Origin of the sequence: Microbulbifer pacificus, assembly GCF_033723955.1 — a bacterium.
GTDB lineage: Bacteria > Pseudomonadota > Gammaproteobacteria > Pseudomonadales > Cellvibrionaceae > Microbulbifer > Microbulbifer pacificus.
The window spans coordinates 4,061,415-4,083,414 of record NZ_CP137555.1 but is presented as its reverse complement, the minus strand read 5'-3'; the positions used below and the strand labels follow the sequence as shown (position 1 = coordinate 4,083,414).

Below are 22,000 nucleotides of genomic sequence, written 5' to 3'. Positions count from 1 at the left end.
CCCGCTCGGGAAGATTTTTAGAGGTGCACTGGTGAAAACGGACATTTTACGCTTTATTCTGCGCCCTTCGAATAAGCGATTTCTCAATCGGGTGTTCAGTATGTCGATTGGCAGTAATGGACTCGCCATTTTCCTCTCCGCACTGTTTGTTGGCGGCTTTACGGCTGCACCGCCTTTGCACGCCCAGAGCGCAGCAGATGTCGCCGAGCCCGCGCCATTGCTCGCCGCCGCGGGTGCGGCAACCTCAGCCGCCCTCAAGGCGGAATCCCGGGAGGTCCGGGAGGCGGAAGCGGCAGTGGCCCAGCGCAAAAAGCTGCAGGAAGCTCGCATGGCCATTGCCCACAATGACCAGCGCCGCCTGGCCCAGCTCAAAAAAGAGCTGAAGGACTACCCGCTGCTGCCCTACCTCGATTACTGGAACATCAGCAAGAATCTATCGCGTCTGCCCTACGGCGATATCGACGCATTCCTGGAGAAGTACGACGGCACCGCCATCGGTGACTGGATGCGTATCCGCGTGTTGCGCGAGCTGGGCGCGCGCGATCGCTTCCGCGAATACCTCAAGTACTACCGCCCGGAGTGGATCACACGCACCCAATTGCGCTGCTACTACGTGGACGCCCTGTCCCGCTACGGCGACAAGAAAGAGGCCTACGCCCTTATCGAAGAACTCTGGACCGTCGGTGCCTCGCAACCGAAGGAGTGTGACCCGGCCTTCAACCGCTGGGTCAATGACGGTGGCATCACCCAGGAACGCATCTGGAAACGCCATGCCCTGTCCGTCGGCGCCGGCAATCTCGACCTGGCCGGCTTTATCGCCCGCAAACTGGATAAGGACCGCACCCGCCGCGCAGAGCTGATGCGCGAGGTCTATCGCAAACCGGAGCTGATCCTCAATTACGAACGCTTTGTCCAGGAAGAACCGGAATACCGCGACATAGTGTCCATCGGCCTGCGTCGACTGGCGTCCCAGAGCGCGGAAAAGGCCGAGGCGGCCTGGCAGCGCTACAGCGCCAGCTATCTCTACTCCGATGAGGAAAGCGACGAATTCCTGCGCTATCTCGCACTACAGTTTGCGCGTCAGGATGACCAGCAAGGCCTGGAGACACTGATCAAGTCGACCCCGGGATTTTTCGATCTGCGCACCTCCGAGTGGCTGATCCGCCAGTCCCTGCGGGAAATGGACTGGGCCCAGGTAGAGTTCTGGATCGACCGCCTGCCCGCGGAAGAGCAAGGCCTGGACCGCTGGCTGTACTGGAAAGCCAGAGCGATCAACGAGCAGAACCCAAAGAGTGATCCCGCGCGCAAGGCAGAGGCGGAAAAGCTATTCCAGAAAGCCGCCCTTGAGCGCAGCTATTACGGATTCCTTGCGTCGGACACCATCAAACGGGAATACAGCTTCGTCGACCACCCGGCCCCGGTAACCCCAAAACAGGTGAAAGAGGTGGCCGCGCGTCCGGGCATGCAGCGGGCGCGGGAATTACAGGCGATCGGCGAGTTCTACCACGCACGCCGGGAATGGGATTACGCCACAGAAAAAATGAAGCCCGAAGAGCTGATGACCGCAGGCAAGATCGCGAGCTCCTGGGGCTGGTACCACAAATCCATCCAGTCGATCCTGGCGGCAAACTACCTGGATGACCTGGAGCTGCGCTTCCCGCTGGCGTTTACCGATATCGTCAGCGACGTCGCCAGCAACCTGGGCAAGAAGACGGCGTTGGATTCCTATCTGGTACTGGCGGTGGCACGCCAGGAGAGTCATTTCAGCCACGATGCGAAGTCCAACGCCGGCGCAATGGGGTTGATGCAGCTACTGCCCTCTACCGCCGAGGCCACCGCACGTAAGGCCGGTGTGCCCTACCGGCGCAGCTGGGACCTGCTGAATCCGAACACCAATATCACCCTCGGCGCCTACTACCTCAACACCTTGTTGAATCGCTTCGACAACAACCGGTTTCTCGCCGCTGCGGCCTACAATGCGGGCCCCACACGGGTGGCCAGCTGGCTCAAGGACACCAATAAAAAACTTCCGTTTGATGTGTGGATAGAGACCATCCCCTACAGCGAAACCCGCAAGTATGTGCAGAATGTGCTGTCCTACTCGGTTATCTATGCCTACCGCAGTGGCGACAAGGCACCACTGCTGACCAAAATCGAGGCCGAATCGCGGCTTTAGTGACGGATTGCAAGGCGGGAAGTTCGTGAGAAAGAGTCGAGGCGCCGGTTGTAGGCGCCTCGAATCTCAGGATATGCAAAAACGATCAGGGCAACCGGGCCTGCAACCAGGACTCCAGCTCACTGGAGGTAAATGGCCAGCAGAGAACGTCCTCCACCTCGCCGAGTCCCACCACCGGGATACTCCAACCGAACAGCCGGGTCAGCTCCTCGTCATCGGCGATATCCACCGGCTGCAGAAACAAGCCAAACTTCTCCAACAGCGGCCAGATCTCCGGCTTGGCCTTTTCACACAGGCTGCAACCGAGGGTGGTATAGAACACCAGCGGACGTTCTGACATCGATTAAACCAGCTCCTTAGACAAGGCCCTGTCCCTGTGCCCAGAAATAACCGCCAACGACAACCGCCGCCACCACTGCACCAATCCAGATCCAGCCGTTACTCCGTGCGCTGGCGACCTCACCCGCAACTCCGGGTGCGGAGTGAGTGACGTCGGACACCTCTTGTTGCAGTGGTGATTTTACCGCCGGGCGAGAACGCGCACGGTCGATGGCCTGTGTCAAAGCGGCGCTCTGCCGCGCCGCTTCAGGGAGCGGGACGGCCTGGCGCACGGTGGTTTTATCGATATCGTCTGCGGGACCCACCACGCTGAAACTCAGGCTGTCAAAGCGCAGTTCATCCCCCCGTCGTACACGGCATTCGGTGACGCGCTGATTGTTCAGGAAGGTACCGTTGGCAGAGCCCAGGTCCACCACAAACAACAGCCCTTCCCGCACTTCAAGGCGCGCGTGGCGGCGGGAGAGATGGGACATGGCAAAGGTCAGGTCACATTCGTCCGAACGCCCCACCACAGAGGTCTCACGCACCGGGAATACGCGCCCGACAATGGCCGGGTGGTTGGCACGCAGCGCCCAGGAGACATTGGCATTGGCGCCAGCAGCCTTCAGCCGGGTAACTTTAGGGTCGACCACCGCGAGATTCCGCTCACCCAGCTGTACCCGGTCATTCCGATACAGGCGGCAACTGCCGTCAACCAATTTACCGTTGACCATCACCTGGCCATTTCCGGCCAGATTGCGAAGTTCCAGCTCTTCCCCGTCTACCAGAATCTCCGCATGGAGTTTCGCCACCGAAGCATCCGCCAGTGTCAGATCGCACTGACTGCCACGGCCGATTGTGACCTTGGGCGCCACCAGCCATACGCTTTGACTGGCATCTTTTACGTCACAAAGTTTCAGCATTGTTCAGGTTTCCTCGAATGCGCATTGCGGCGTACATTTTTAAACCAGCCGCGATTGCGAACCAAACAGAACCAATTGAAAAACAAGTTAGGCGCCAGATCCAGCGCACGTACGGGTTGCAACTCAAACCCGTTGTGGGAAGTTTATCACGGCCAAATTCATTGGCCTGTGAATCGGTTTGCAGCTTACAATGCCGGCAGGCTCTAGTATGGAAGTGTCGAAAACCGCATGGATTAGCGCGGTTTTGCACTTGCGACAATAACGACAGGTAACAGGTAGTTGTATACCAGTGAGTGAAGCCAAGGTAGATGCCAATGTTAATGCCGGCGGAAGTGCCGGTGGCAGCGAACGCCCCAGTGGGGTGAGCCACCCTGTACTCCGTGAAGCGCAGCGCAGTGCCGGTGCAACGCACCCGGGTTATCGCCGCGAGCAGAACGAGGACGCCTTCTGGGGCGATGAGTCCCGAGGTATCTGGGTCGTGGCAGACGGTCTCGGCGGCCACCAGGCCGGTGAAATTGCCAGCCAAACCGTGGTCGAAGAAATTCAGCGCTCCTCGGCCACCGACCGGCATTACGAGCAGGCCCTGCGCCGTGCCCACGCCCTTCTCGTGGGCGAAGAAACCAGTACTACCGCCATGGGAACCACAGCGGTGGTTGTGGCAGAAGACGGCAATTATTTTCATATCTATTGGGTCGGCGACAGCCGCGCCTATCTGTGGACCCCGCCGACAACCGACAGCGGCGACGAGACCGAGGTGGATGCCCCGCACGGCTCTCTCACGCAACTGACGGTGGACCACTCCTATGTGCAGATGCTGGTGGACTCCGGAGCCATCAACCAGGAAGAAGCTGCCAACCACCCCAACCGCCACGTCATTACACGCTGCATTGGCGGTTCCGCCAACCCGACATTGGAAATCGACCGCGCCTCATTTGCCTGGAACCCCGGGCAGAAACTTCTGCTGTGTAGTGACGGCCTGAGCAACGATGTCAGTGCGGATGAAATCTGCCAGATACTGGCAAAAAACACCGACAACCAGCGTGCCAGTGAACTGCTGGTAGCCGCCGCGCTGGACGCGGGCGGCCGCGACAACATCACCGTGCAGGTCATCAACTCGCCGGCTTCGGCGACAGCAAATGATGAAAACCTGAACTCCCGCACACCTCCCCGGCCACCTGTGTCCCGGCAAATTTTTCCCTTTCCGCGCACACTGTCCGCCAGAATCGCTACAATTGCGATTATTTTATCAATCGGTGTTTACGCGGCCTGGCAGCTGCTGAACGGTTAACGGAACTAGGGACAGGCTCGAATGGAAGTTGTCAGCAGCGGTGCCGCTTCGCTGGAAATTCCCGGCTATCAGATCCTGAAAAAGATCAATCAGGGTGGAATGTCCACCGTCTACCTGGCCACCCAGCGCAGCATGGGCCGCCAGGTGGCGCTCAAGGTCATGTCGCCGGTTCTGAATGCCGACCCGATTTTCAGCGAACGCTTCCAGCGCGAAGCCAATATCGTTGGCCAGCTGTCCCATCCCAATATCGTCGCCATTCACGATATCGGCCGCTACCGCAGCCTCAACTATATCGCCATGGATTACCTGCCCGGCGGATCGGTGGCGGACGCACTCACCCGCGGCGCTATCGAGCCACTGGAAGCTCTGCACATTACCCGCCAGATCGCCATGGCGCTGGATCACGCCAGCAACAAGGGTTATGTGCACCGGGACCTCAAGCCGGAAAATATCCTGTTCCGGGAAGACGGATCCGCCGTGCTCACGGATTTTGGTGTGGCACGCGCAGTAGCCCGTACCACCCGCATGACCAACACCGGCATGGTGGTGGGTACACCCCATTACATGAGCCCGGAGCAGGCTCGCGGTGCCGCTGTGGATGGCCGTGCAGATCTGTACAGCCTGGGGGTGGTGCTCTACGAAATGCTCACCAGCGCCGTGCCCTACCAGGCCGAAGAAGCGGTGGCCATCGCCATCAAGCACCTGACCGACCCGATTCCGCGCCTGCCTGCGCGTCACTCGCTGTATCAGGGGCTAATCGACCGTTTCCTGGCCAAGGATCCGGACCAGCGCTTCCAGCGCGGCCTGGATGTGGTCGATGCCATCGACCAGTTGCTGGCGGCACTGGACGGAAAGTCCCCCGCCAACACCACCAAAATGAACAACACCTCCGTGCGTGTTTCCAGCCTGCTGCGCGCACTGGTAATGACGCTTTATGGCACCCTGTGCGACCGCCTGGGTGCCACCTGGGCGCGCTGGCGCGACAAACCGCTGCACCAGCAGCATCCCCGCGCCGAACAGCAAACCATCATGCGCTTCCAGCAGGTGCTGCAAGACAGTGCCCCCAGCAAACGCCGCTCCCGGCGTTATGCCGGAATCATTGCCGCCGCAGTGATCATCACCCTGGTCATCTGGGGGAAAAATCCCCAGTGGTCCAGCGCCCCCTCACCTGACCCGGCATCGGCCGAAACAGAGCTGGCGGACTCCCGCTCGCCGGTCTCTGCAGGCGCTGAACCAGCGGCTTTGGCAAATTCTGCTGAGAGCGCCAATCTGGACAACAGGGGACCCCGCGAGGAAGCCGCTACACCTACGGTCGCAGCGCCGTCAGTCGCTGCCGCGGCAGATGCACCCGCACATATCACCGACAGCACGCAGCCAGCAAAAACAGAAGGTTTACCAGCGGAACCCGCCCCCACACCTGCCGTCGAGGAGGCACCACCCACCTACTCGCTGCTGGTTTCGGTCAAGCCAAACGATGCCCGCATTCGTATCATGAACATTGTTCCGCGCTATTCACCGGGTATCGCCCTGGAACCTGGCCGCTACGATATCGAGGTGAGCAAGCCGGGCTACAGCACCGTGCGTCGCTGGATTGAAATTGGCAGTGCCAATGTCAATTTGGCAGTGGAACTGGAGCGTAGATATTTCCCCGGCAGGAACTTTCAGTCGCCGCTCAAGTCCGGCGGTTCTGGCCCCGAAATGGTAGTGGTGTCTCCCGGCAGTTTTACCATGGGCAATAACCAGCGCCCGTTCACCAGCCCGGAACACAAAATTGCCATTGGCCGCCCCTATGCCATCGGCGCCCATGAAATCACGTTCAATGACTACGACCGTTTTGCCAAGGCAACCGGCCGCGCGCTGCCCAACGACCAAAATTGGGGCCGCGGAAAACGACCTGTGGTGAATGTCAGCTGGCAAGATGCGCAGCGCTACGCAGCGTGGTTGAGCCAAGAAACTGGTTACAAATATCGCCTGGCCAGTGAAGCAGAATGGGAATACGCCGCCCGCGCCGGCACCAATACTCCGTTCTGGTGGGGCGATGGCAGCGCCAAGGGCAAAGCCAATTGCAGGCGCGGCTGCGCCAGTGAATTCAACACCCTGTTCACTGCCGCTACCGCACCGGTCGGCAACTACAAAGCCAATGCATTCGGCCTCTACGATACCGCCGGCAATGTGGGCGAGTGGGTACAGGACTGTTTTCTCGGCGACTTCACCAACCACCGCGGCGATGCCCGCCCGGTACAGCTGAAGAACTGTGATCTGCGCGTAGTGCGCGGCGGCTCCATGCGCGAACCCTTGCGCAATATCAGCTCGGATTACCGCACCGGCCTCAGTGAAAAGGCCAGCTCCAAAGAAGTGGGATTCAGACTGGTGATGGAGCTCTAAAAACCTACTGCGCGTGCGCCTGGCGGCGTCCGGCGGTGCTCGGAATGCTCATGTACTTCATGTACATTCCGCTTCCTCCGCTCCGGCGGCCGCCACCAAACACCCGCTCGCTACGGTTTTTAGCTGCCTTTCAAATTACGTGTTTAATTCGCGCGGATTTCCCACACATTGTGGATTTTCGGGTTGCGCTGAAAGTCCTTGTCCAACAGCTTGGACGACAGGTTCTCCACGACAAATTCTGCCTGTACGTCCTCATCCATCTTGAAACTGCGCAGGTTGTTGGAAAACAGCAATGTACCGCCCGCACGCAGAAGCGCCATGCACTGACGAATCAGTTCTGCGTGGTCGCGCTGGATATCCAGCACACCGCGCATTTTCGCCGAGTTGGAAAACGTGGGCGGGTCGAGAAAAATCACATCGTAGTGGCCGCGGCGGTTCTGCTGCGCGGCCTGCAGCCACTGCAGACAGTCCGCCTCGATCAACTGATGGCGATATGGATCCATCTGGTTCTGGCGATAATTTCGCTGCGCCCAGGCCTGATAGGTTTTGGATAAATCCACACTGGTGCTTTCTGCACAACCACCCATCACTGCCTGCACCGTGGCGGTGGCGGTATAGCAGAACAGGTTGAGCAACTTCTTGCCTTTGGCAATCTGCCGCAGATATTGACGCACCGGGCGGTGATCCAGGAACAGACCAGTGTCCAGGTAATCCCAGAGGTTGATTTCAAGCTGTGCGCCGTACTCGTCTACCCAGAATCCAGCGCTGGCTTCGCCACGCTTCTGGTACTGACTGCCGCTTTCCTTGTGGCTGTGGCGCCGGCGCTCCTTGATCGAGACGTTTCGCGCCGGCAATTCCAGCACATGCCGGGTTGCTCGCACCAGCTCACTCAGGCGGCGGCGCGCCTTGTCTTCGGAGATACTCGCCGGCGCCCGATATTCCTGAATGTGGGCGTAAGTCTGCCCTTCCAGGGACTGGTAAATATCGATTGCCGCGGAAAACTCCGGCAGGTCCGCGTCGTAGAGCCGATAGCAGCTGATGCCGCTCTTGTGTGCCCACTTGCCGATATTGCGCAGGTTTTTTTGCAGGCGGTTGGCCACCATCTGCGCTTCCTCGGAAAGCTGCGGGCGCGGCTTTTCACCCCCCTGCTCTCCGCCTTCACTCTGCTGGTGAATTTCGAACAACAAAAGCTGACTGGGAATACTGCCGTTGAACAGTTTGTACTGTTTGTGTGAACGCAGTGCCATGGAGTGGCACAGCTCCGGGTTTCCGGTAAAAATCGCGGCCTTCCAGCCGCCAAATTCCTGTTTCAACTGGCGCCCCAGTTCGGCGTAGGTTTCCCGCAGCGCTTCCTGTTCACCGAGACGTTCACCGTAAGGCGGGTTGGTGATCACAAGTCCCGGCTGCACTTCGCGGTGACTGGGCGCCTTGAATGCTGCAACCGGACGGCAGCTGACACGCACATGTTTTTCCAGACCTGCGCGGGCGATATTCGACTCCGCCGCAAACAGCACCTTGGCATCTGCATCGTAACCGCGAATTTCCGGCAGTGTTTTGGCGAGCCCTTCTGCGCGCCGCTGCAGTGCCTCCTCACGTAACGGCAACCACAGGTCACTCTGGTGATTCAGCCAGCGCTCGAACGCAAAACCCTGGCGCAAAATCCCCGGTGCGACATCCGCGGCCATCAGCGCGCCCTCCACCAGGAAGGTTCCGGAGCCACACATGGGATCCAGCAGTGCGCCACCTTCCGCGGCAATCTGCGGCCACCCCGCGCGCATCAACAGTGCCGCCGCCAGGTTTTCTTTCAGCGGTGCGGCGCCGATATGGGTGCGGTAGCCACGGCGATGCAGGCTGTCGCCGCACAGGTCGATGGCGATTTCTAGGGTATCCCGGTGCAGGCGCAACATCGCTGAGAGATCCGGGTCGCGCTTGTCCACATCCGGACGCGCACCGGTGGCATTGCGCAAACGATCGACAATCGCGTCCTTGGCCTTTTGCCCGCCGAACTGACTGTTGCGGATCTCGCGGTTGGTTCCGGAAAATTGCACCCAGAGTACGCCGGTGGGACTGATGTGTTCTTCCCACGGGATTTCCACCACGGCCTGATACAGTGCGTCCGCGTCGGCGACGCGCGCTAGCCCCAGATTGAGCAGCACCCGATTGGCGAGGCGACTCCACAGGCAGATGCGATAGGCTATCGCCAGATCACCGGAAAACCGCACCGCGGCGGGCTGCTCCCGCTCAACATCGGCACCGAGTGCACGCAACTCCTCGGCTAACACGTTTTCCAGGCCCTTGGGGCAGGTGGCGGTAAAAGAATACTGGGCAGTCAAAGGTTCTATCTCAGTCAATCATTAACAGGCGATTCTGGCAGTAGGAACCATGGCGATCTGGCCACGTCCCCACTGAATGTGCGCAAGCATACCGGAAACCGGGATGGCATTCCCCATTTACAGGCACAGCGACAAAAGCGTTTGTGCGGCTAGACGGATTTCTCCTAAGCCTGCGTGTTTTCAGAAAAATCCATTCGTTCCGGCACAGTGATCCATCTGGTTTACTGCAACTCTTCTCGCCGGACCGCATCCACAATAAGCTGGATTGTGTAGAAGGGGGAAAATTTATCGGAATAACGATTGGAGAATTGGTCGGGAAGACTTACGCAGGAAGATCTGGATTCGCTAGAGGTACCTTATCTATGAAACGCCAAAAACGTAATCCCAACGATAGAGCTTTTCACAAAGGTTACGTTGCTGCCATGGAAGGCAGGAACCACAACAGTTGCCCGCACGAAAATGGATCACAACACCAAGAGTGGGTAAACGGCTGGCGCCAGGGGCGGCAGGATTACTGGAGTGGGTTCGGGCGTGCGGCGCTGGCTCAGCGTATGGCCAATATGTAGCTGCATAAAAATTTCTATATTTTTCAGCACCGCTTTTTAATCGCGTTTGTCACGTGCAAAAAAAATCCCGGAATGACTGAAGATTCAGTTTTCCGGGATTTTTCATTTAAGACTTTTTTCAAAAGAGCTCTTTGTCAAAATCGTTCTTTATACAAAGGCCTCAGCTGGAAACTACTCGCCCCTTGTGCAGCTTGGCGATAGCAGCAGCCGCCTCGCGAATCACTTCAGGCCCGCGGTAAATGAATCCAGAGTAGATCTGCACCGCAGTGGCGCCCGCGCGAATCTTGTCTGCGGCGGTCTCGCCATCAAAAATCCCGCCCACGCCGATGATCGGGATTTCCCCGTTCAGCTCAGCGGAAAGTTTCCGGATCACTTCGGTGGAGCGCTCGGTCAGCGGCCGGCCGCTCAATCCACCTTCCTCTGCACCGTGTTCAAGATGCGCCACCGATGACTTGTCGATGGTGGTATTGGTTGCAATGACGCCGTCAATATTGTGCGCGCGCAGGGTTTTTGCCACCTGGGCGATGGCGTCATCGTCCATGTCCGGGGCAATTTTCACCGCCAGCGGCACATAGCGACCGTATTCCGCAGCCAGTTTTTGCTGCTTTTCCTTCAGCGCATCAAGCAGCTGACTCAGGCTGTCACCAAACTGCAGATCCCGCAGGCCCTTGGTATTGGGCGAAGAAACATTCGCGGTGATGTAATCGGCGTAGGCATAGACCTTTTCCATACACAGGCAGTAGTCGTCGGCCGCCTTTTCCACCGGAGTGTCAAAGTTCTTGCCGACATTAATGCCGAGTACGCCGGAGTAACGACGGCGCTTCACCTGTTCCAGGAGATAGTCCACACCCAGGTTGTTGAACCCCATGCGGTTGATGATGGCCTCCGCCTCCGGCAGGCGGAACAGACGCGGCTGGGGGTTGCCCGGTTGCGGTCGCGGCGTCACTGTCCCCACTTCCACAAAGCCAAATCCCAGTGCACCCAGGCCATTGAATGCCTGCGCGTTTTTGTCGAGCCCCGCCGCCAGACCCACCGGGTTCGGCAGGGTCAGCCCCATCAATTCGACCGGATCATCCGGAACCGGCTTGGCAAAAAGGGACATCAAGCCCAGGCGCTCGGCGGCGCCGATGGCGTCGAGGGAAAGGTAGTGAGACCGCTCCGGGTCCAGCGCAAACAGGGCCTTGCGCAGATGTTGATACATGGGCTTCCTTTTGGGCAATCCAGATTTGAGGTAATCCAAACAATAAGCGCCCGCCACGGCATTTGGCTCCGTGGGCGGGCGCGCCTATTGTACGGACTTCCTGCGCGGATTTCCGGGGGAAATTCCCGACCGGAAATACCGCCCCATTACGCCGTCAGGGACTCCTGGTCAGCGGTGGCGTTGGCCAGGTACATCAGCTCACGCAGGGCCACGGTGAACATGGCAAAATCACCCTGCGGCGAGGACTTCAGCTCCTTCACCAGGCTCTCCCAGCGCTGGATCGGCTGCGCCATGACCTCCACCCAGCGCTCCACCGCGCTGTCGATATCCAGCGCGTCATCACTGGCCAGGCGCAAGATGTGGATCGCGAGCTTGGAGATCTGGCTGTCGAGGTCGTCCATACTGGTCTCCCGCGCCTGCGACTGCCAGAAACTCTCCGCCGGCAATTCGATGATCTGATTGCCGAACCAGTAGAGCCCCAGCTTGTCCGCCAGTGCGAAGTAGATTTTCGCCACCTCTTCCACCGGACGGTCACTTACCCGTGCCGACTGGGAAATGCCCAGCGCGGAGAACAGGTAAGTGGGAGACGCAGCCAGCATTGCCAGGTCTTCCGGCACACCCGCGTCCACCAGCTGGTCGTGACGGCTCTGCCACTCACGCAGGGGTTCACCGCTCAGTACTTCCGGCAGTGCGCGAATGACCCGCTGCACGGAGTCCTGGAACAGATCCCGCTCCTGCGCCGGGTCCAGCTCACCGCGGCGATTGCGCACAAACCAGCGGGTGGCGCGGCGTACCCGACCAATCATGGAGTTCATCAGCTGCATCTGCAGCTCCGCCGGCACCTTATAGTCCAGTGCCGCTACCCCATCCTGGAATTCCGGCATCAGGTACACATCGCGCGCACTGATATAGGCGGCCGCAATGGTATCGATATCCGCGCCGGTCGCACCGCTGATTCGGTGGTAAAACGTGATCCCCATGCTGTTGACCAGTTCGTTGGCCACCTGGGTGGATACGATTTCCCGACGCAGCTGGTGGTCGTAGACCAGTCCCTTGTAGCGCGCGACCAGTGCCGGCGGGAAGGCGGATTCCACCGCTTCCTGCACACGGTCATTGTCGATGATGCGCGCGTGCAGCAGTTCTTCCTTCAACTTCACCTTTACATACGAAATCAGCACCGCCAGCTCCGGGCGGGTGAGATACAGCCCCTTGTTCTGACGATCATTCAGGGTGTCGTTGTCCGGAATGAATTCCAGCGCGCGACGCAGGCGCCCTTCCGCTTCCAGGGAGATGATTGTGCGGCGGTATTCATCGAATCGATCTCCCACCTGGTATTCCGCCACGCTCAGCGCACGGGTCTGGTTGTAGTTGTTGTCCAGCACCAGCTCCGCCACCGACTCGGTCATCTCCTCCAGCAGCTGGTTGCGCTGCTTCTCGGTGAGATCCCCATTGGCCACCACTTTGTCCAGCAGGATCTTGATGTTCACCTCGTGGTCGGAACAGTCCACCCCACCGGCATTGTCGATAAAATCGGTGTTACAGCGGCCGCCGTTCAGGGAGAACTCGATGCGCCCGCGCTGGGTCATGCCCAGGTTGCCACCCTCGCCGAATACCTTGCAGCGCAGCTGGTTACCGTTGACCCGCAGGTTGTCGTTGGACTTGTCGCCCACCTGCGCATTGCTTTCGCCGGTGGCTTTCACGTAGGTGCCGATACCGCCGTTCCAGATCAGATCCACCGGTGCCTTTAGCATCGCGCTGATCAGCTCGTTCGGGGTCAGCTGGTCTTCCTTGATGTCGAAAGCCTGCTGCATTTCCGGAGTGATTTTTACGGATTTTGCGCGGCGCTCGAAAATGCCGCCGCCCTTGGATATCAGACTGCGGTTGTAATCCGCCCAGCTGGAACGCGGCAGTTCGAACAGACGCTTGCGCTCGATAAAGCTGCTGGTGGCGTCTGGCGTCGGGTCCACAAAAATATGCAGATGGTTGAACGCACCCTGCAGACAGATGTGCTCGGACAGCAACATGCCATTGCCGAACACGTCACCCGCCATATCGCCGATGCCGATCACGGAGAAGTTTTCCGCCTGTACATTGACACCCATTTCGCGGAAATGGCGCTGCACAGATACCCAACCACCGCGGGCGGTGATACCCATCTTCTTATGGTCGTAGCCGTTGCTGCCGCCGGAGGCGAAGGCATCGCCCAGCCAGAAGTCGTACTCGGCGGCGATGCTGTTGGCGATATCCGAGAAGGTGGCGGTACCCTTGTCCGCGGCAACCACCAGATAGGGGTCGTCTTCATCGCGACGGATCACGCGCTCCGGGGGAATCACCTCGCCATCTTTGAGGTTATCGGTGATGTCCAGCAGGCCGCGGATAAAAGTCTTGTAACACTTGATACCCGCTTCGATAAACGCTTCGCGGCTGCTGTCGGCCGGCGGCCTGCGCACCACGAATCCGCCCTTGGCACCACTGGGTACGATCACCGCATTCTTTACCGCCTGCGCCTTTACCAGACCCAGCACTTCGGTGCGGAAGTCTTCCAGACGATCGGACCAGCGCAGGCCGCCGCGCGCCACCTTGCCACCGCGCAGGTGTACACCCTCCACTTGCGGGGAGTACACGAAGATTTCAAATTCGGGACGCGGCTCGGGAATATTCGGGATATTGCGCGGGCTGAACTTGATGGAGATGTAATCCTTCGGCTGGTCGTGCTCGTCCAGCTGGAAGAAGTTGGTGCGCAGTGTCCCGCGAATCAGGTCCAGGTAGCGGCGGATCACCTGATCTTCGTTCAGGTTGTCGACCGCGTCCAAACCTTCGTGGATTTTCTTGATCAGGCGCTCAACCCGCGACTGGTCCTGGCGATCCGTGGCATTGATACGCGGGTCGAACATCGCACGGAACAGTGCCACCAGGTTGCGGGTGATTTCCACATGGTTGGCAAGTGTCGCCGCGATGTAGGACTGGCTCGCACTGAATTTGGTCTGTTTCAGGTAGCGGGCATAGGCGCGCAACATACTGACTTCGCGCCAGTTGAGGCGCGCCGCCAGCACCAGGCGGTTGAAGGAATCGCTCTCGGCTACGCCATCCCAGATCGCCGCAAAGGCATCCTGGAACAGGGAGCGGGAAGCCTGGGCATCGATGCGGGTGGGCAGGCCAAACTCCAGGTGGAACTCATGCATCCACACATCCTGCTGCTCGCGCGGGCGGATGGTATAAGGGAATTCGCCCATCACCCGCAGACCGAGGTTTTCCAGCACCGGGATCACATCGGACAGGGTCAGACCGCAACCCAGGTTGAATACTTTGAAGCGCAGACTGCCGGGCTCAGCGCCAATGGGCTGGTAAAAGCTCATGGCGACGCGATTGTCAGCGCCGAGCTCGCGGATAAAGCTCACATCCTGCACCGCAATGCGCGGCTCGAAGTCCTCGCGGTAGCCCGCCGGGAACGCCTGGCCAAAAGTGCTGATCAGGCGGCTGCCCTCTTCCTCACCATGGGATTCAATCAGGGATCTTTGGAAAACGTCTTCCCAGCTGCGAGTGATATCCACGATTTGCGCCTCCAGTCGCGCTACATCAAATTCTACTGGCTCATTGGGGTCGACCCGGAACACCAGGTGCACACGGGCGAGGATGGACTCGGAAAAATAGGTGGTGAAATCAGAGTCCAGCGCGTGAATTGTGCGGGCAATGCGACTGCTGATTTTTTCCCGCACCTCACTGTTGAACTGGTCCCGCGGCACATACACCATGGCCGAGACAAACTTGCCGAACGGGTCCTTGCGCATGAACAGTTTCAGGCGCGCGCGCTCGTTCATCGCCAGCACACCAAGGGTGGTGTCAAACAGCTCGCGGGTGCTGCTCTGGAACAGTTCGTCGCGGGGGAAGGTATCCAGAATCCGCTTCAGCGCCTTGCCGTCATGGCTGGTCGGCGCAAGGCCGCTCTGCTCGATGACCGATGCCAGCTTGCGGCGGATGATGGGGATTTTCGACGGGCTTTCGGTGTACACCGGCGACGTGTAGAGCCCCATAAACGCGGACTCACCGATCACTTCACCATTGGCGCCGTAGCGCTTGATGCTCACATAGTCCGAATAAGCCGCGCGGTGCACGCGAGATTTCATCGAGGACTTGGCGAAAGTGAGGAAGTTTGGCCCTTGATAGAAGCGCTGCTTGCCCTCGTTGAAGGCATATTCCGGCGTGGGTTCCGCATGCTGCTCGAGACTCTTGAAAATCCCCAGGCGGCGGTTCTCCACCTCACACAGGATCTTTTCGTCCCCCTGCTGGCCAAACTCATATTCGCGGTAACCGAGGAAGGTAAAATTGCCGTCGCGCATCCACTGCAGGAAGGCGGCAGCCTCTTCCAGATTGGCGTCATTAGCGGCTACCCCCGCATGCAACTGGTCCTCCATCGCCGCACAGGTATCCAGCATCGGCACGTAGTCATCCACCGCCAGCTCTACGTCACCGAGTACCTCGCGGATCGCACGTGCCAGTTCGGATGCACGGGAGGCGGAAGTGTCCAGGTTGATTTCCAGGTAGATCAGGGCCTCGCTGGACACCTTCGGATCACCGTCGACTTCGTCGATGGTTTTAAGCCCGCGTGGCAGCAACTGCTGCAAACGGCCGTCGTCGCCACGCTGCAAATGCATCACGGTACTCTTGATGGAGTGGATCACCGTATTGCGACGGTTAATCTCCATGCGTACCGAGTCCACCAGGAATGGCATGTCCCGCTGCAGCACACACACCACGGTGTGGGAGCACTCCCAGCCCTGCTCCTCCAGACGCGGGTTGAATACCCGGATCTTCGGTTCACCGGCAGTGCGCTGCTGGATAAAGTCCCAGCAGGTGTAGATACATCCGTATACATCCGCCAGGCGTCGCCCGGCCAGATCTTCCAGAGGGTACTGATTCAGAAACTGCTCGGCAAAGGCGGCCACGGGCTCCGCCTTATCCCCCAGTTTCTCGCGAATGAACCCGCTGACCTGCGCCAGCAGTTCCTCCCGGCTATCGGTAATGACCGTCGCCATATTCACGTGCTTCCTCCCATCGCCGCGATCGCCTTCGCGGACCAGAATGCTAAATTTTTTGCACTAACGTAGAACAAAACGTCAGTTTCATTGTCTACTTTGCCGCCCGTTGGTCGCCCAAACAGACGCAGCGGTTGCCTCACAGCGCATCGCCGCTAAAATCAACCGGCCCGCGAATACCGTACAAGTGACTATATATAGAGGTGCTCTAATGATAGTTAGCCCCTCGTCCCGGGCAGCGTATTGAAACAGGAAATCGGCAAAAGAAGTGACGATATGGACACACGCCAGCAGATAAAAATTCTGGGTGAATGGCTGGAACAGCAGATTATTGGCCAGGCAACTTTGGTCAATAGAATTCTCATAGGATTGCTCGCCGACGGACACCTTCTGGTAGAAGGCGCGCCGGGGCTCGCCAAGACCAAAGCGATCAAAACCCTGGCCGATGCCATCGAGGGTGACTTCCACCGGGTGCAGTTCACCCCGGACCTGTTGCCCGCGGACATTACCGGCACCGACATCTATCGCCCCGAGACCGGCGAATTCCATTTTCAGCCGGGCCCCGTATTCCACAACCTTATCCTGGCGGATGAGATCAACCGCGCCCCGGCCAAGGTGCAGTCCGCGCTGCTGGAAGCCATGGCCGAGCGACAGGTGAGCGTCGGCCGCAAAACCTACGCGCTGCCCGAGCTGTTCCTGGTGATGGCCACCCAGAACCCCATCGAGCAGGAAGGCACCTACCCGCTCCCGGAAGCCCAGCTCGACCGTTTTTTGATGCAGGTCAATCTCTCTTACCCGGATGCGGAATCGGAGAGAAAAATTCTGCAGCTGGCACGTGCCGAGGCCAGCCATGGTGAGGGTCGTCCCAATGCCATCGTCAGTCAGGACACCATCTTTTCCGCGCGCCAGGAAATCCTCGACCTGACCATGGTGGAAGCGGTGGAGACCTATATCGTGCAGTTGATCATCGCCACCCGCGAACCCGAGCGCTACGACCCGGAACTCGCCGCCTGGCTCGACTTCGGCGCCAGCCCACGTGCCACCATTGCACTGGACCGTTGTGCCCGCGCCTATGCCTGGCTCGCCGGACGCGACTATGTAACCCCGGATGACGTGATGGCGATTGCCCCGGATGTTTTGCGCCACCGCCTGCTGCTGAGTTTTGAAGCGGAAGCCGCCGGTGCCAGCCCCGACCAGGTCATTCGCCGCCTGCTGCAACAGGTACCGGCAATCTAGGGCTGACGGACGTGCACAAAGCGATCAATCACAGCGAACTGAACCTGCGCGGCGCCTATCCGGAAGTGGCGCCGCTGGTGCGCCTGCGCCATATCGCCCGCCAGCTGCGCCTGTTCAAACCCAGGCTCAATCGCAGCGACCAGGCCGGCAACCTGCTCACCCGCTATCGCGGGCGCGGGATGAACTTCGAGGAAGTACGCTACTATCAACCCGGCGACGACGTACGCTCCATCGACTGGCGTGTCACCGCGCGCACTGGGAAAACCCATACCAAGCTGTATCAGGAGGAGCGCGAGCGCCCGGTAGTCATCCTGCTGGACCTGCGCTCCCCGATGTTTTTCGGCAGCCAGAATGCGTTCAAGTCCGTGGCGGCCTGTAGCATCGCCTCGGCACTGTGCTGGGCGGGACTGCAACACGGCGACCGTATCGGCGCCCTGCTTTTTTCTGACGCAGAAGTGGAAACCGTGCGCCCGCGCCGCAGCCACCATGCAGTGCTCGCCGCCATTCACAGCATGGTAGAGACCGCCAGCGCCCTGCAGAGCCCGATCGCCAACGGCGGCAGCCAGCCACTCAGTATTCTGCTGGAAGAGGCACGCCGTATTGCCCGCCCCGGCAGCGCGCTGTTCCTGATCAGCGACTGTCACGACCTCGACGAACACTGCGAGCAATCGCTCTACCTGCTCACCCGCCACGCGGACCTGCAGGTACTGCGCATTATCGACCCGCTGGAACAGCAGCTGCCGGAGCAGCCGCTGACCATTAGCGACGGCAAGCAGCGCACCTTCCTGGGCAAATCCAGCCGCGGGCTCCGTCAGCAATTCGCCCTGGACCAGGCCCGTGTGCGCGAGCAGACGGCACAGATCTGCCGGCGACTGAACCTGCCGCTGCTGGACTTCGACAATACCCAGCCGGTAGTGCCGGTACTGCTGAGCCGCTATGGCGAGCGCCAGCCCACAAACGGCCGGAGGCAGGCGTGAGGTTACTTTCGCTATCGTTGAAACAGGCCGCGCCGCAGCCGCCCAATCCGATGACACCGGAGATGCAGGAGCTGCTGGCCCAGTTGCGGGATATTCACGAACCTGCCCCCATCGGCTGGTGGCCACCGGCTCCCGGGTGGTGGATTCTTGCCGCAGTCCTGATCGCGCTGACATTCGCCGGCATGATCCTGTACTCGCGCCTGCGCCAGAAGCGCCGCCGCAATCTCTACCGGGCCGAGGGCGTGCGACTGTTGCAGGCGCTGGACCTCACTGCCCCCCGCGCAATCGAGGACATCAATCTCCTGCTGAAACGCGTGGCGGTGGTGACCTTTGGCCGTAAAGCGCCGGGCCCCCTCACCGGACAGAGCTGGATCCGATTCCTCGAGTCCTCGTCCGAAGTTCCGCTACCGGAAAATGCACGGCGCGCGCTGCTGGAAAATCTGTACAGCGGCGCAGATGGCGACCGACAAAGCTTGCAAAGCCTGCGTGCATTCGCGATTGACTGGGTGCGCAAACACAAGAAAGAGTCAGAGCGCCCGGCGTTACAACAGGCACCCGATAAGGAGGCCGAAGTTGTTTGAATTCGCCCTCCCCTGGCTTTTTTTATTGCTGCCGCTGCCCCTGCTCGCCCGCCGCCTGCTTCCCAAAAGCGAGCCGCTGAACAGTGCACTCAAAGTGCCGTATTACCAGCAGCTACCGCGCAAGGGCGGCAGCGCGACCGGCAACCTCTTTAACCTGTTGCTGCTGTGGCTGATCTGGTCGCTGCTGGTTACCGCGGCCGCGCGACCGCAGTGGTACGGCGAACCCATCACCCAGACTAGCAGTGCCCGCGATCTGCTGATTGCCGTGGACATCTCCGGCAGCATGGAAACCCCGGACATGATTCTGAATGGCAACCCTGCCATGCGTATTACTGCGGTAAAAAATGTGGTGGGTGATTTTGTGTTGCGCCGCAAAGGCGACCGCCTGGGACTGGTCCTGTTCGGCACCCGCGCCTATCTGCAGGCACCGCTCACGTTTGACCGCGAGACCGTCGACACGCTGCTCGGTGAAGCGCAAATCGGTTTCGCCGGACAGGGCACCGCAATCGGCGATGCCATCGGCCTATCCGTAAAACGCCTCACCCAGCGCCCGGCGGATCAGCGCGTATTGATTCTGCTCACCGACGGCGCCAACACCGCCGGCGAAGTCGAACCTTTGAAGGCCGCGGAACTGGCGAAACAAGCCGGGGTAAAGGTCTACACCATCGGTGTCGGCGCGGAAGAGATGGTACAGCCCGGGCTGCTCGGCTCCCGCTTTGGTGCCCGCCGCGTCAACCCGTCCCGCGACCTAGATAGCGAGACACTGCAGGCCATCGCCGACAAAACCGGCGGCCGCTATTTTCGCGCACACAATCCTGAGGAACTGGCGAACATTTATACAGAGCTGGATCGACTTGAGCCGGTGGAGCAAGAAGCGGAAACTTATCGCCCACTGCGCGCTCTTTATATCTGGCCGCTCGGAGCCGCCCTGTTGCTGGCAGCACTCTGGGCCACAGCGCCACTGATCGGCACAGCAATGTCGAACATTGGATCGCGCCGATCTGCCGCGAAAGATTCCGGTGTTACTACCAACGGCAACGGGAGCCTCAATATATGAGTTTCCTGAACGACATCGGCCAGTTCCACTTCCTGCGCCCGGCACTACTGTGGCTGATCCTGCCCGCCGCCATCACCTGCTGGGCTCTGGCGCGCACCGTATTGGCCGCCGGCGGCCTGCAAAAACTGATCGACCCGAACCTCCTGCCCTACCTACTGATGCGTGGTGGAGAGAAACGCCCCTGGCTGTTTACCCTGATATTTGCCCTGCTGACCGGCGCCATCGTTGCGCTCGCCGGCCCCAGCTGGCGCAAGTTGCCAACGCCGGTCTACAGCAACCAGGACGCCCTGGTGATCCTGCTGGATCTGTCGCCCTCGATGATGGCGACGGACCTCTCCCCAGATCGCCTCACCCGCGCGCGCCTGAAAATCCTGGACATCCTCAAGCAGCGCAAAGACGGGCTCACCGCCCTTGTCGCATACGCTGGCGAAGCCCACGTGGTAACTCCACTGACCGACGATACCGGTACCATCGCCAACCTGGTGCCGTCACTCTCCCCGCTGATCATGCCGGTGCCGGGCAGCAATATTGAAATGGCGGTGGAAGCTGGACTCAGGCTGATCAGGGATGGTGCCAATGGCAATGGTCGCCTGCTTGCGGTCACCGACGGTATCGACAAATCCGCCGTCGGCACCATCAAAGATGCGTTAAGTGGTAGTAATGTCAGCCTGTCGATTCTCGCCGTCGGCAGCGGCGACGGCAGCCCCATCCCCAAAAGCAATGGCAGCGGTTTTATTACCGACGACAGCGGTGCAATCGTCATCACCAATTTCGATCGCCGGGAACTCGCGAGGCTTGCCCACAGCACCGGCGGCGAATTCTCCCAGATCACCGTGGATGACAGCGATATTGCCCGGGTGCTGCCGGAAAACAGCAGCCCGCAACAGGCGGAACTGACCGAGCGCGAATTCGACCAGTGGCATGAAGAGGGCCCGTGGCTGATTCTGCTGTTATTGCCGTTAATGCTGTTGCTGTTCCGCAAGGGTACCCTCGCCTGCGCCCTGCCCTTGGCCGCGGCGATACTGACATTCCCCTCACCCCAGGCTCAGGCCGCTGAGCTTGAAAATCTCTGGCAAACCCCAAATCAGCAGGGGCGCGAGCTGCTGGAACAGGGCGATGCCGAGGGCGCGGCAAAGCGGTTTGAAAACTCCCAGTGGCGCGGCACCGCACAGTATCGAGCCGGCGAGTACGACGCCGCGGCGAAAAACTTTGCCCAGAGCAATGATCCGCAGGGGCTCTACAACCTGGGGAACAGCCTTACCCAGCAGGGACAGTTTGATGAGGCAATCAAGGCCTTCGACCAGGCGATCCGACAAAACCCGGAATTTGCGGACGCCACACACAATCGTGAAATCGCCGAACAACTGAAGAAGCTGCAACAACAGCAGCAATCCCAGGGTAAGCAATCGGACCAGCAACAGCAGGGTGATCAGCAACAGAATCAGCAGAACCAGAACCAGCAGAGCCAGGGAAGCCAAGACCAACAGGATCAGCAGCAGAACCAGCAGCCGGGCGAACAGTCCCAGCAGCAAAATGCCGGGCAAAATTCCCAAGACCAGCAGGATCAGCAGTCTGCCCAGCAGGACCAATCCTCCTCAGGCCAGCAAGACCAGGGCGAGCAGGAACAATCGGAAAACGAACAGCAACAGGCGCAGAATGGACAGCCTCGGGACGGAAAAGAGCAGGAACAATCCGCACAGGCTCAACCCAGCGATCAGCAAAGCCCGCTGGACCCGGAAACCCAGCAAGCCCTCGATCAGTGGCTGCGCCAGATACCGGATGATCCCGCCGGCCTGATGCGCGAAAAGTTTAAATACGAAAGCCTGCAGCGCCGTCGCGCCTACCGCAGCGGCGAATGGCAGCCCCCGGAAAATGGAGCCACCCAGCGATGGTAACCCACTCCAAAAAAACAACCCGTAGGAGCCT

At 59.8% G+C, this 22,000-nt stretch carries 14 protein-coding genes and 1 other RNA gene; 10 read left to right on the top strand and 5 right to left on the bottom strand.

Features of this window, described 5'->3' with window-relative positions:
* Positions 1 to 100 precede the first annotated feature (100 nt).
* The gene (locus R5R33_RS17265) at positions 101 to 2,176 is read left to right on the top strand and encodes a transglycosylase SLT domain-containing protein (RefSeq protein WP_318953937.1); all 2,076 of its coding nucleotides are present in this window, start codon (positions 101 to 103) and stop codon (positions 2,174 to 2,176) included.
* An 85-nt stretch (positions 2,177 to 2,261) separates the two neighbouring features.
* On the opposite strand, the gene R5R33_RS17260 is transcribed toward R5R33_RS17265, so the two are convergent.
* Positions 2,262 to 2,516 carry a glutaredoxin family protein gene (locus R5R33_RS17260; RefSeq protein ID WP_318953936.1) on the bottom strand — a complete coding sequence of 85 codons (255 nt, stop codon included), beginning with the start codon at positions 2,514 to 2,516 and terminating at the stop codon, positions 2,262 to 2,264.
* 16 nt (positions 2,517 to 2,532) lie between these two features.
* A complete protein-coding gene (locus tag R5R33_RS17255; RefSeq protein ID WP_318953935.1) occupies positions 2,533 to 3,417 on the bottom strand; it encodes an FHA domain-containing protein in 885 nt (294 codons plus the stop codon).
* A gap of 289 nt (positions 3,418 to 3,706) precedes the next feature.
* On the opposite strand from R5R33_RS17255, the gene R5R33_RS17250 reads away from it, so the two are divergent.
* From R5R33_RS17250 to R5R33_RS17240, 3 genes are all read left to right on the top strand, one after another.
* Complete coding sequence (locus tag R5R33_RS17250) at positions 3,707 to 4,705, top strand: PP2C family protein-serine/threonine phosphatase (protein WP_318953934.1); 999 nt, start codon at positions 3,707 to 3,709, stop codon at positions 4,703 to 4,705.
* Between the two features lie 21 nt (positions 4,706 to 4,726).
* Positions 4,727 to 7,090, top strand: a complete 2,364-nt coding sequence (locus R5R33_RS17245; RefSeq protein ID WP_318953933.1) for a bifunctional serine/threonine-protein kinase/formylglycine-generating enzyme family protein — start codon at positions 4,727 to 4,729, stop codon at positions 7,088 to 7,090.
* A gap of 50 nt (positions 7,091 to 7,140) precedes the next feature.
* Positions 7,141 to 7,215, top strand: a non-coding RNA gene (locus R5R33_RS17240) — sX9 sRNA.
* Between the two features lie 18 nt (positions 7,216 to 7,233).
* Here R5R33_RS17240 and rlmKL read toward each other — a convergent pair.
* Positions 7,234 to 9,423 carry a bifunctional 23S rRNA (guanine(2069)-N(7))-methyltransferase RlmK/23S rRNA (guanine(2445)-N(2))-methyltransferase RlmL gene (rlmKL, locus tag R5R33_RS17235; protein ID WP_318953932.1) on the bottom strand — a complete coding sequence of 730 codons (2,190 nt, stop codon included), beginning with the start codon at positions 9,421 to 9,423 and terminating at the stop codon, positions 7,234 to 7,236.
* Between the two features lie 362 nt (positions 9,424 to 9,785).
* Between rlmKL and rmf the strand changes: the two genes are divergently transcribed.
* Positions 9,786 to 9,989, top strand: coding sequence for a ribosome modulation factor (gene rmf, locus R5R33_RS17230; protein ID WP_318953931.1), 204 nt, complete (start codon positions 9,786 to 9,788; stop codon positions 9,987 to 9,989).
* 160 nt (positions 9,990 to 10,149) lie between these two features.
* Here the strand turns inward: rmf and R5R33_RS17225 are convergent, their stop codons facing one another.
* Together R5R33_RS17225 and R5R33_RS17220 are read right to left on the bottom strand one after the other, a co-directional pair.
* A complete protein-coding gene (locus R5R33_RS17225) occupies positions 10,150 to 11,190 on the bottom strand; it encodes a quinone-dependent dihydroorotate dehydrogenase (protein ID WP_318953930.1) in 1,041 nt (346 codons plus the stop codon).
* Positions 11,191 to 11,336: 146 nt separating this feature from the next.
* Positions 11,337 to 16,223, bottom strand: a complete 4,887-nt coding sequence (locus tag R5R33_RS17220; protein WP_318955754.1) for an NAD-glutamate dehydrogenase — start codon at positions 16,221 to 16,223, stop codon at positions 11,337 to 11,339.
* 276 nt (positions 16,224 to 16,499) lie between these two features.
* Between R5R33_RS17220 and R5R33_RS17215 the strand changes: the two genes are divergently transcribed.
* The 5 genes from R5R33_RS17215 to R5R33_RS17195 are packed head-to-tail and all read left to right on the top strand — an operon-like array spanning position 16,500 to position 21,969.
* Complete coding sequence (locus R5R33_RS17215) at positions 16,500 to 17,459, top strand: AAA family ATPase (protein WP_318953929.1); 960 nt, start codon at positions 16,500 to 16,502, stop codon at positions 17,457 to 17,459.
* A gap of 11 nt (positions 17,460 to 17,470) precedes the next feature.
* Entirely contained in the window at positions 17,471 to 18,436 is a 966-nt protein-coding gene (locus tag R5R33_RS17210) for a DUF58 domain-containing protein (protein ID WP_318953928.1), read from the top strand.
* Complete coding sequence (locus R5R33_RS17205) at positions 18,433 to 19,017, top strand: DUF4381 domain-containing protein (protein ID WP_318953927.1); 585 nt, start codon at positions 18,433 to 18,435, stop codon at positions 19,015 to 19,017. The genes R5R33_RS17210 and R5R33_RS17205 overlap by 4 nt, the downstream gene beginning before the upstream one ends.
* Complete coding sequence (locus R5R33_RS17200; protein ID WP_318953926.1) at positions 19,010 to 20,074, top strand: vWA domain-containing protein; 1,065 nt, start codon at positions 19,010 to 19,012, stop codon at positions 20,072 to 20,074. The genes R5R33_RS17205 and R5R33_RS17200 overlap by 8 nt, the downstream gene beginning before the upstream one ends.
* On the top strand, positions 20,071 to 21,969 hold the full coding sequence (locus R5R33_RS17195; RefSeq protein WP_318953925.1) for a VWA domain-containing protein: 1,899 nt from the start codon (positions 20,071 to 20,073) through the stop codon (positions 21,967 to 21,969). The genes R5R33_RS17200 and R5R33_RS17195 overlap by 4 nt, the downstream gene beginning before the upstream one ends.
* Positions 21,970 to 22,000: the final 31 nt, after the last annotated feature.

Coding starts and splice junctions, on each gene's coding strand:
- R5R33_RS17255 (WP_318953935.1), bottom strand. CDS start 3,417: ATGCTGAAACTTTGTGACGTAAAAGATGCCAGTCAAAGCGTATGGCTG.
- R5R33_RS17265 (WP_318953937.1), top strand. CDS start 101: ATGTCGATTGGCAGTAATGGACTCGCCATTTTCCTCTCCGCACTGTTT.
- rmf (WP_318953931.1), top strand. CDS start 9,786: ATGAAACGCCAAAAACGTAATCCCAACGATAGAGCTTTTCACAAAGGT.
- R5R33_RS17260 (WP_318953936.1), bottom strand. CDS start 2,516: ATGTCAGAACGTCCGCTGGTGTTCTATACCACCCTCGGTTGCAGCCTG.
- R5R33_RS17245 (WP_318953933.1), top strand. CDS start 4,727: ATGGAAGTTGTCAGCAGCGGTGCCGCTTCGCTGGAAATTCCCGGCTAT.
- R5R33_RS17215 (WP_318953929.1), top strand. CDS start 16,500: ATGGACACACGCCAGCAGATAAAAATTCTGGGTGAATGGCTGGAACAG.
- R5R33_RS17195 (WP_318953925.1), top strand. CDS start 20,071: ATGAGTTTCCTGAACGACATCGGCCAGTTCCACTTCCTGCGCCCGGCA.
- R5R33_RS17220 (WP_318955754.1), bottom strand. CDS start 16,223: ATGGCGACGGTCATTACCGATAGCCGGGAGGAACTGCTGGCGCAGGTC.
- R5R33_RS17225 (WP_318953930.1), bottom strand. CDS start 11,190: ATGTATCAACATCTGCGCAAGGCCCTGTTTGCGCTGGACCCGGAGCGG.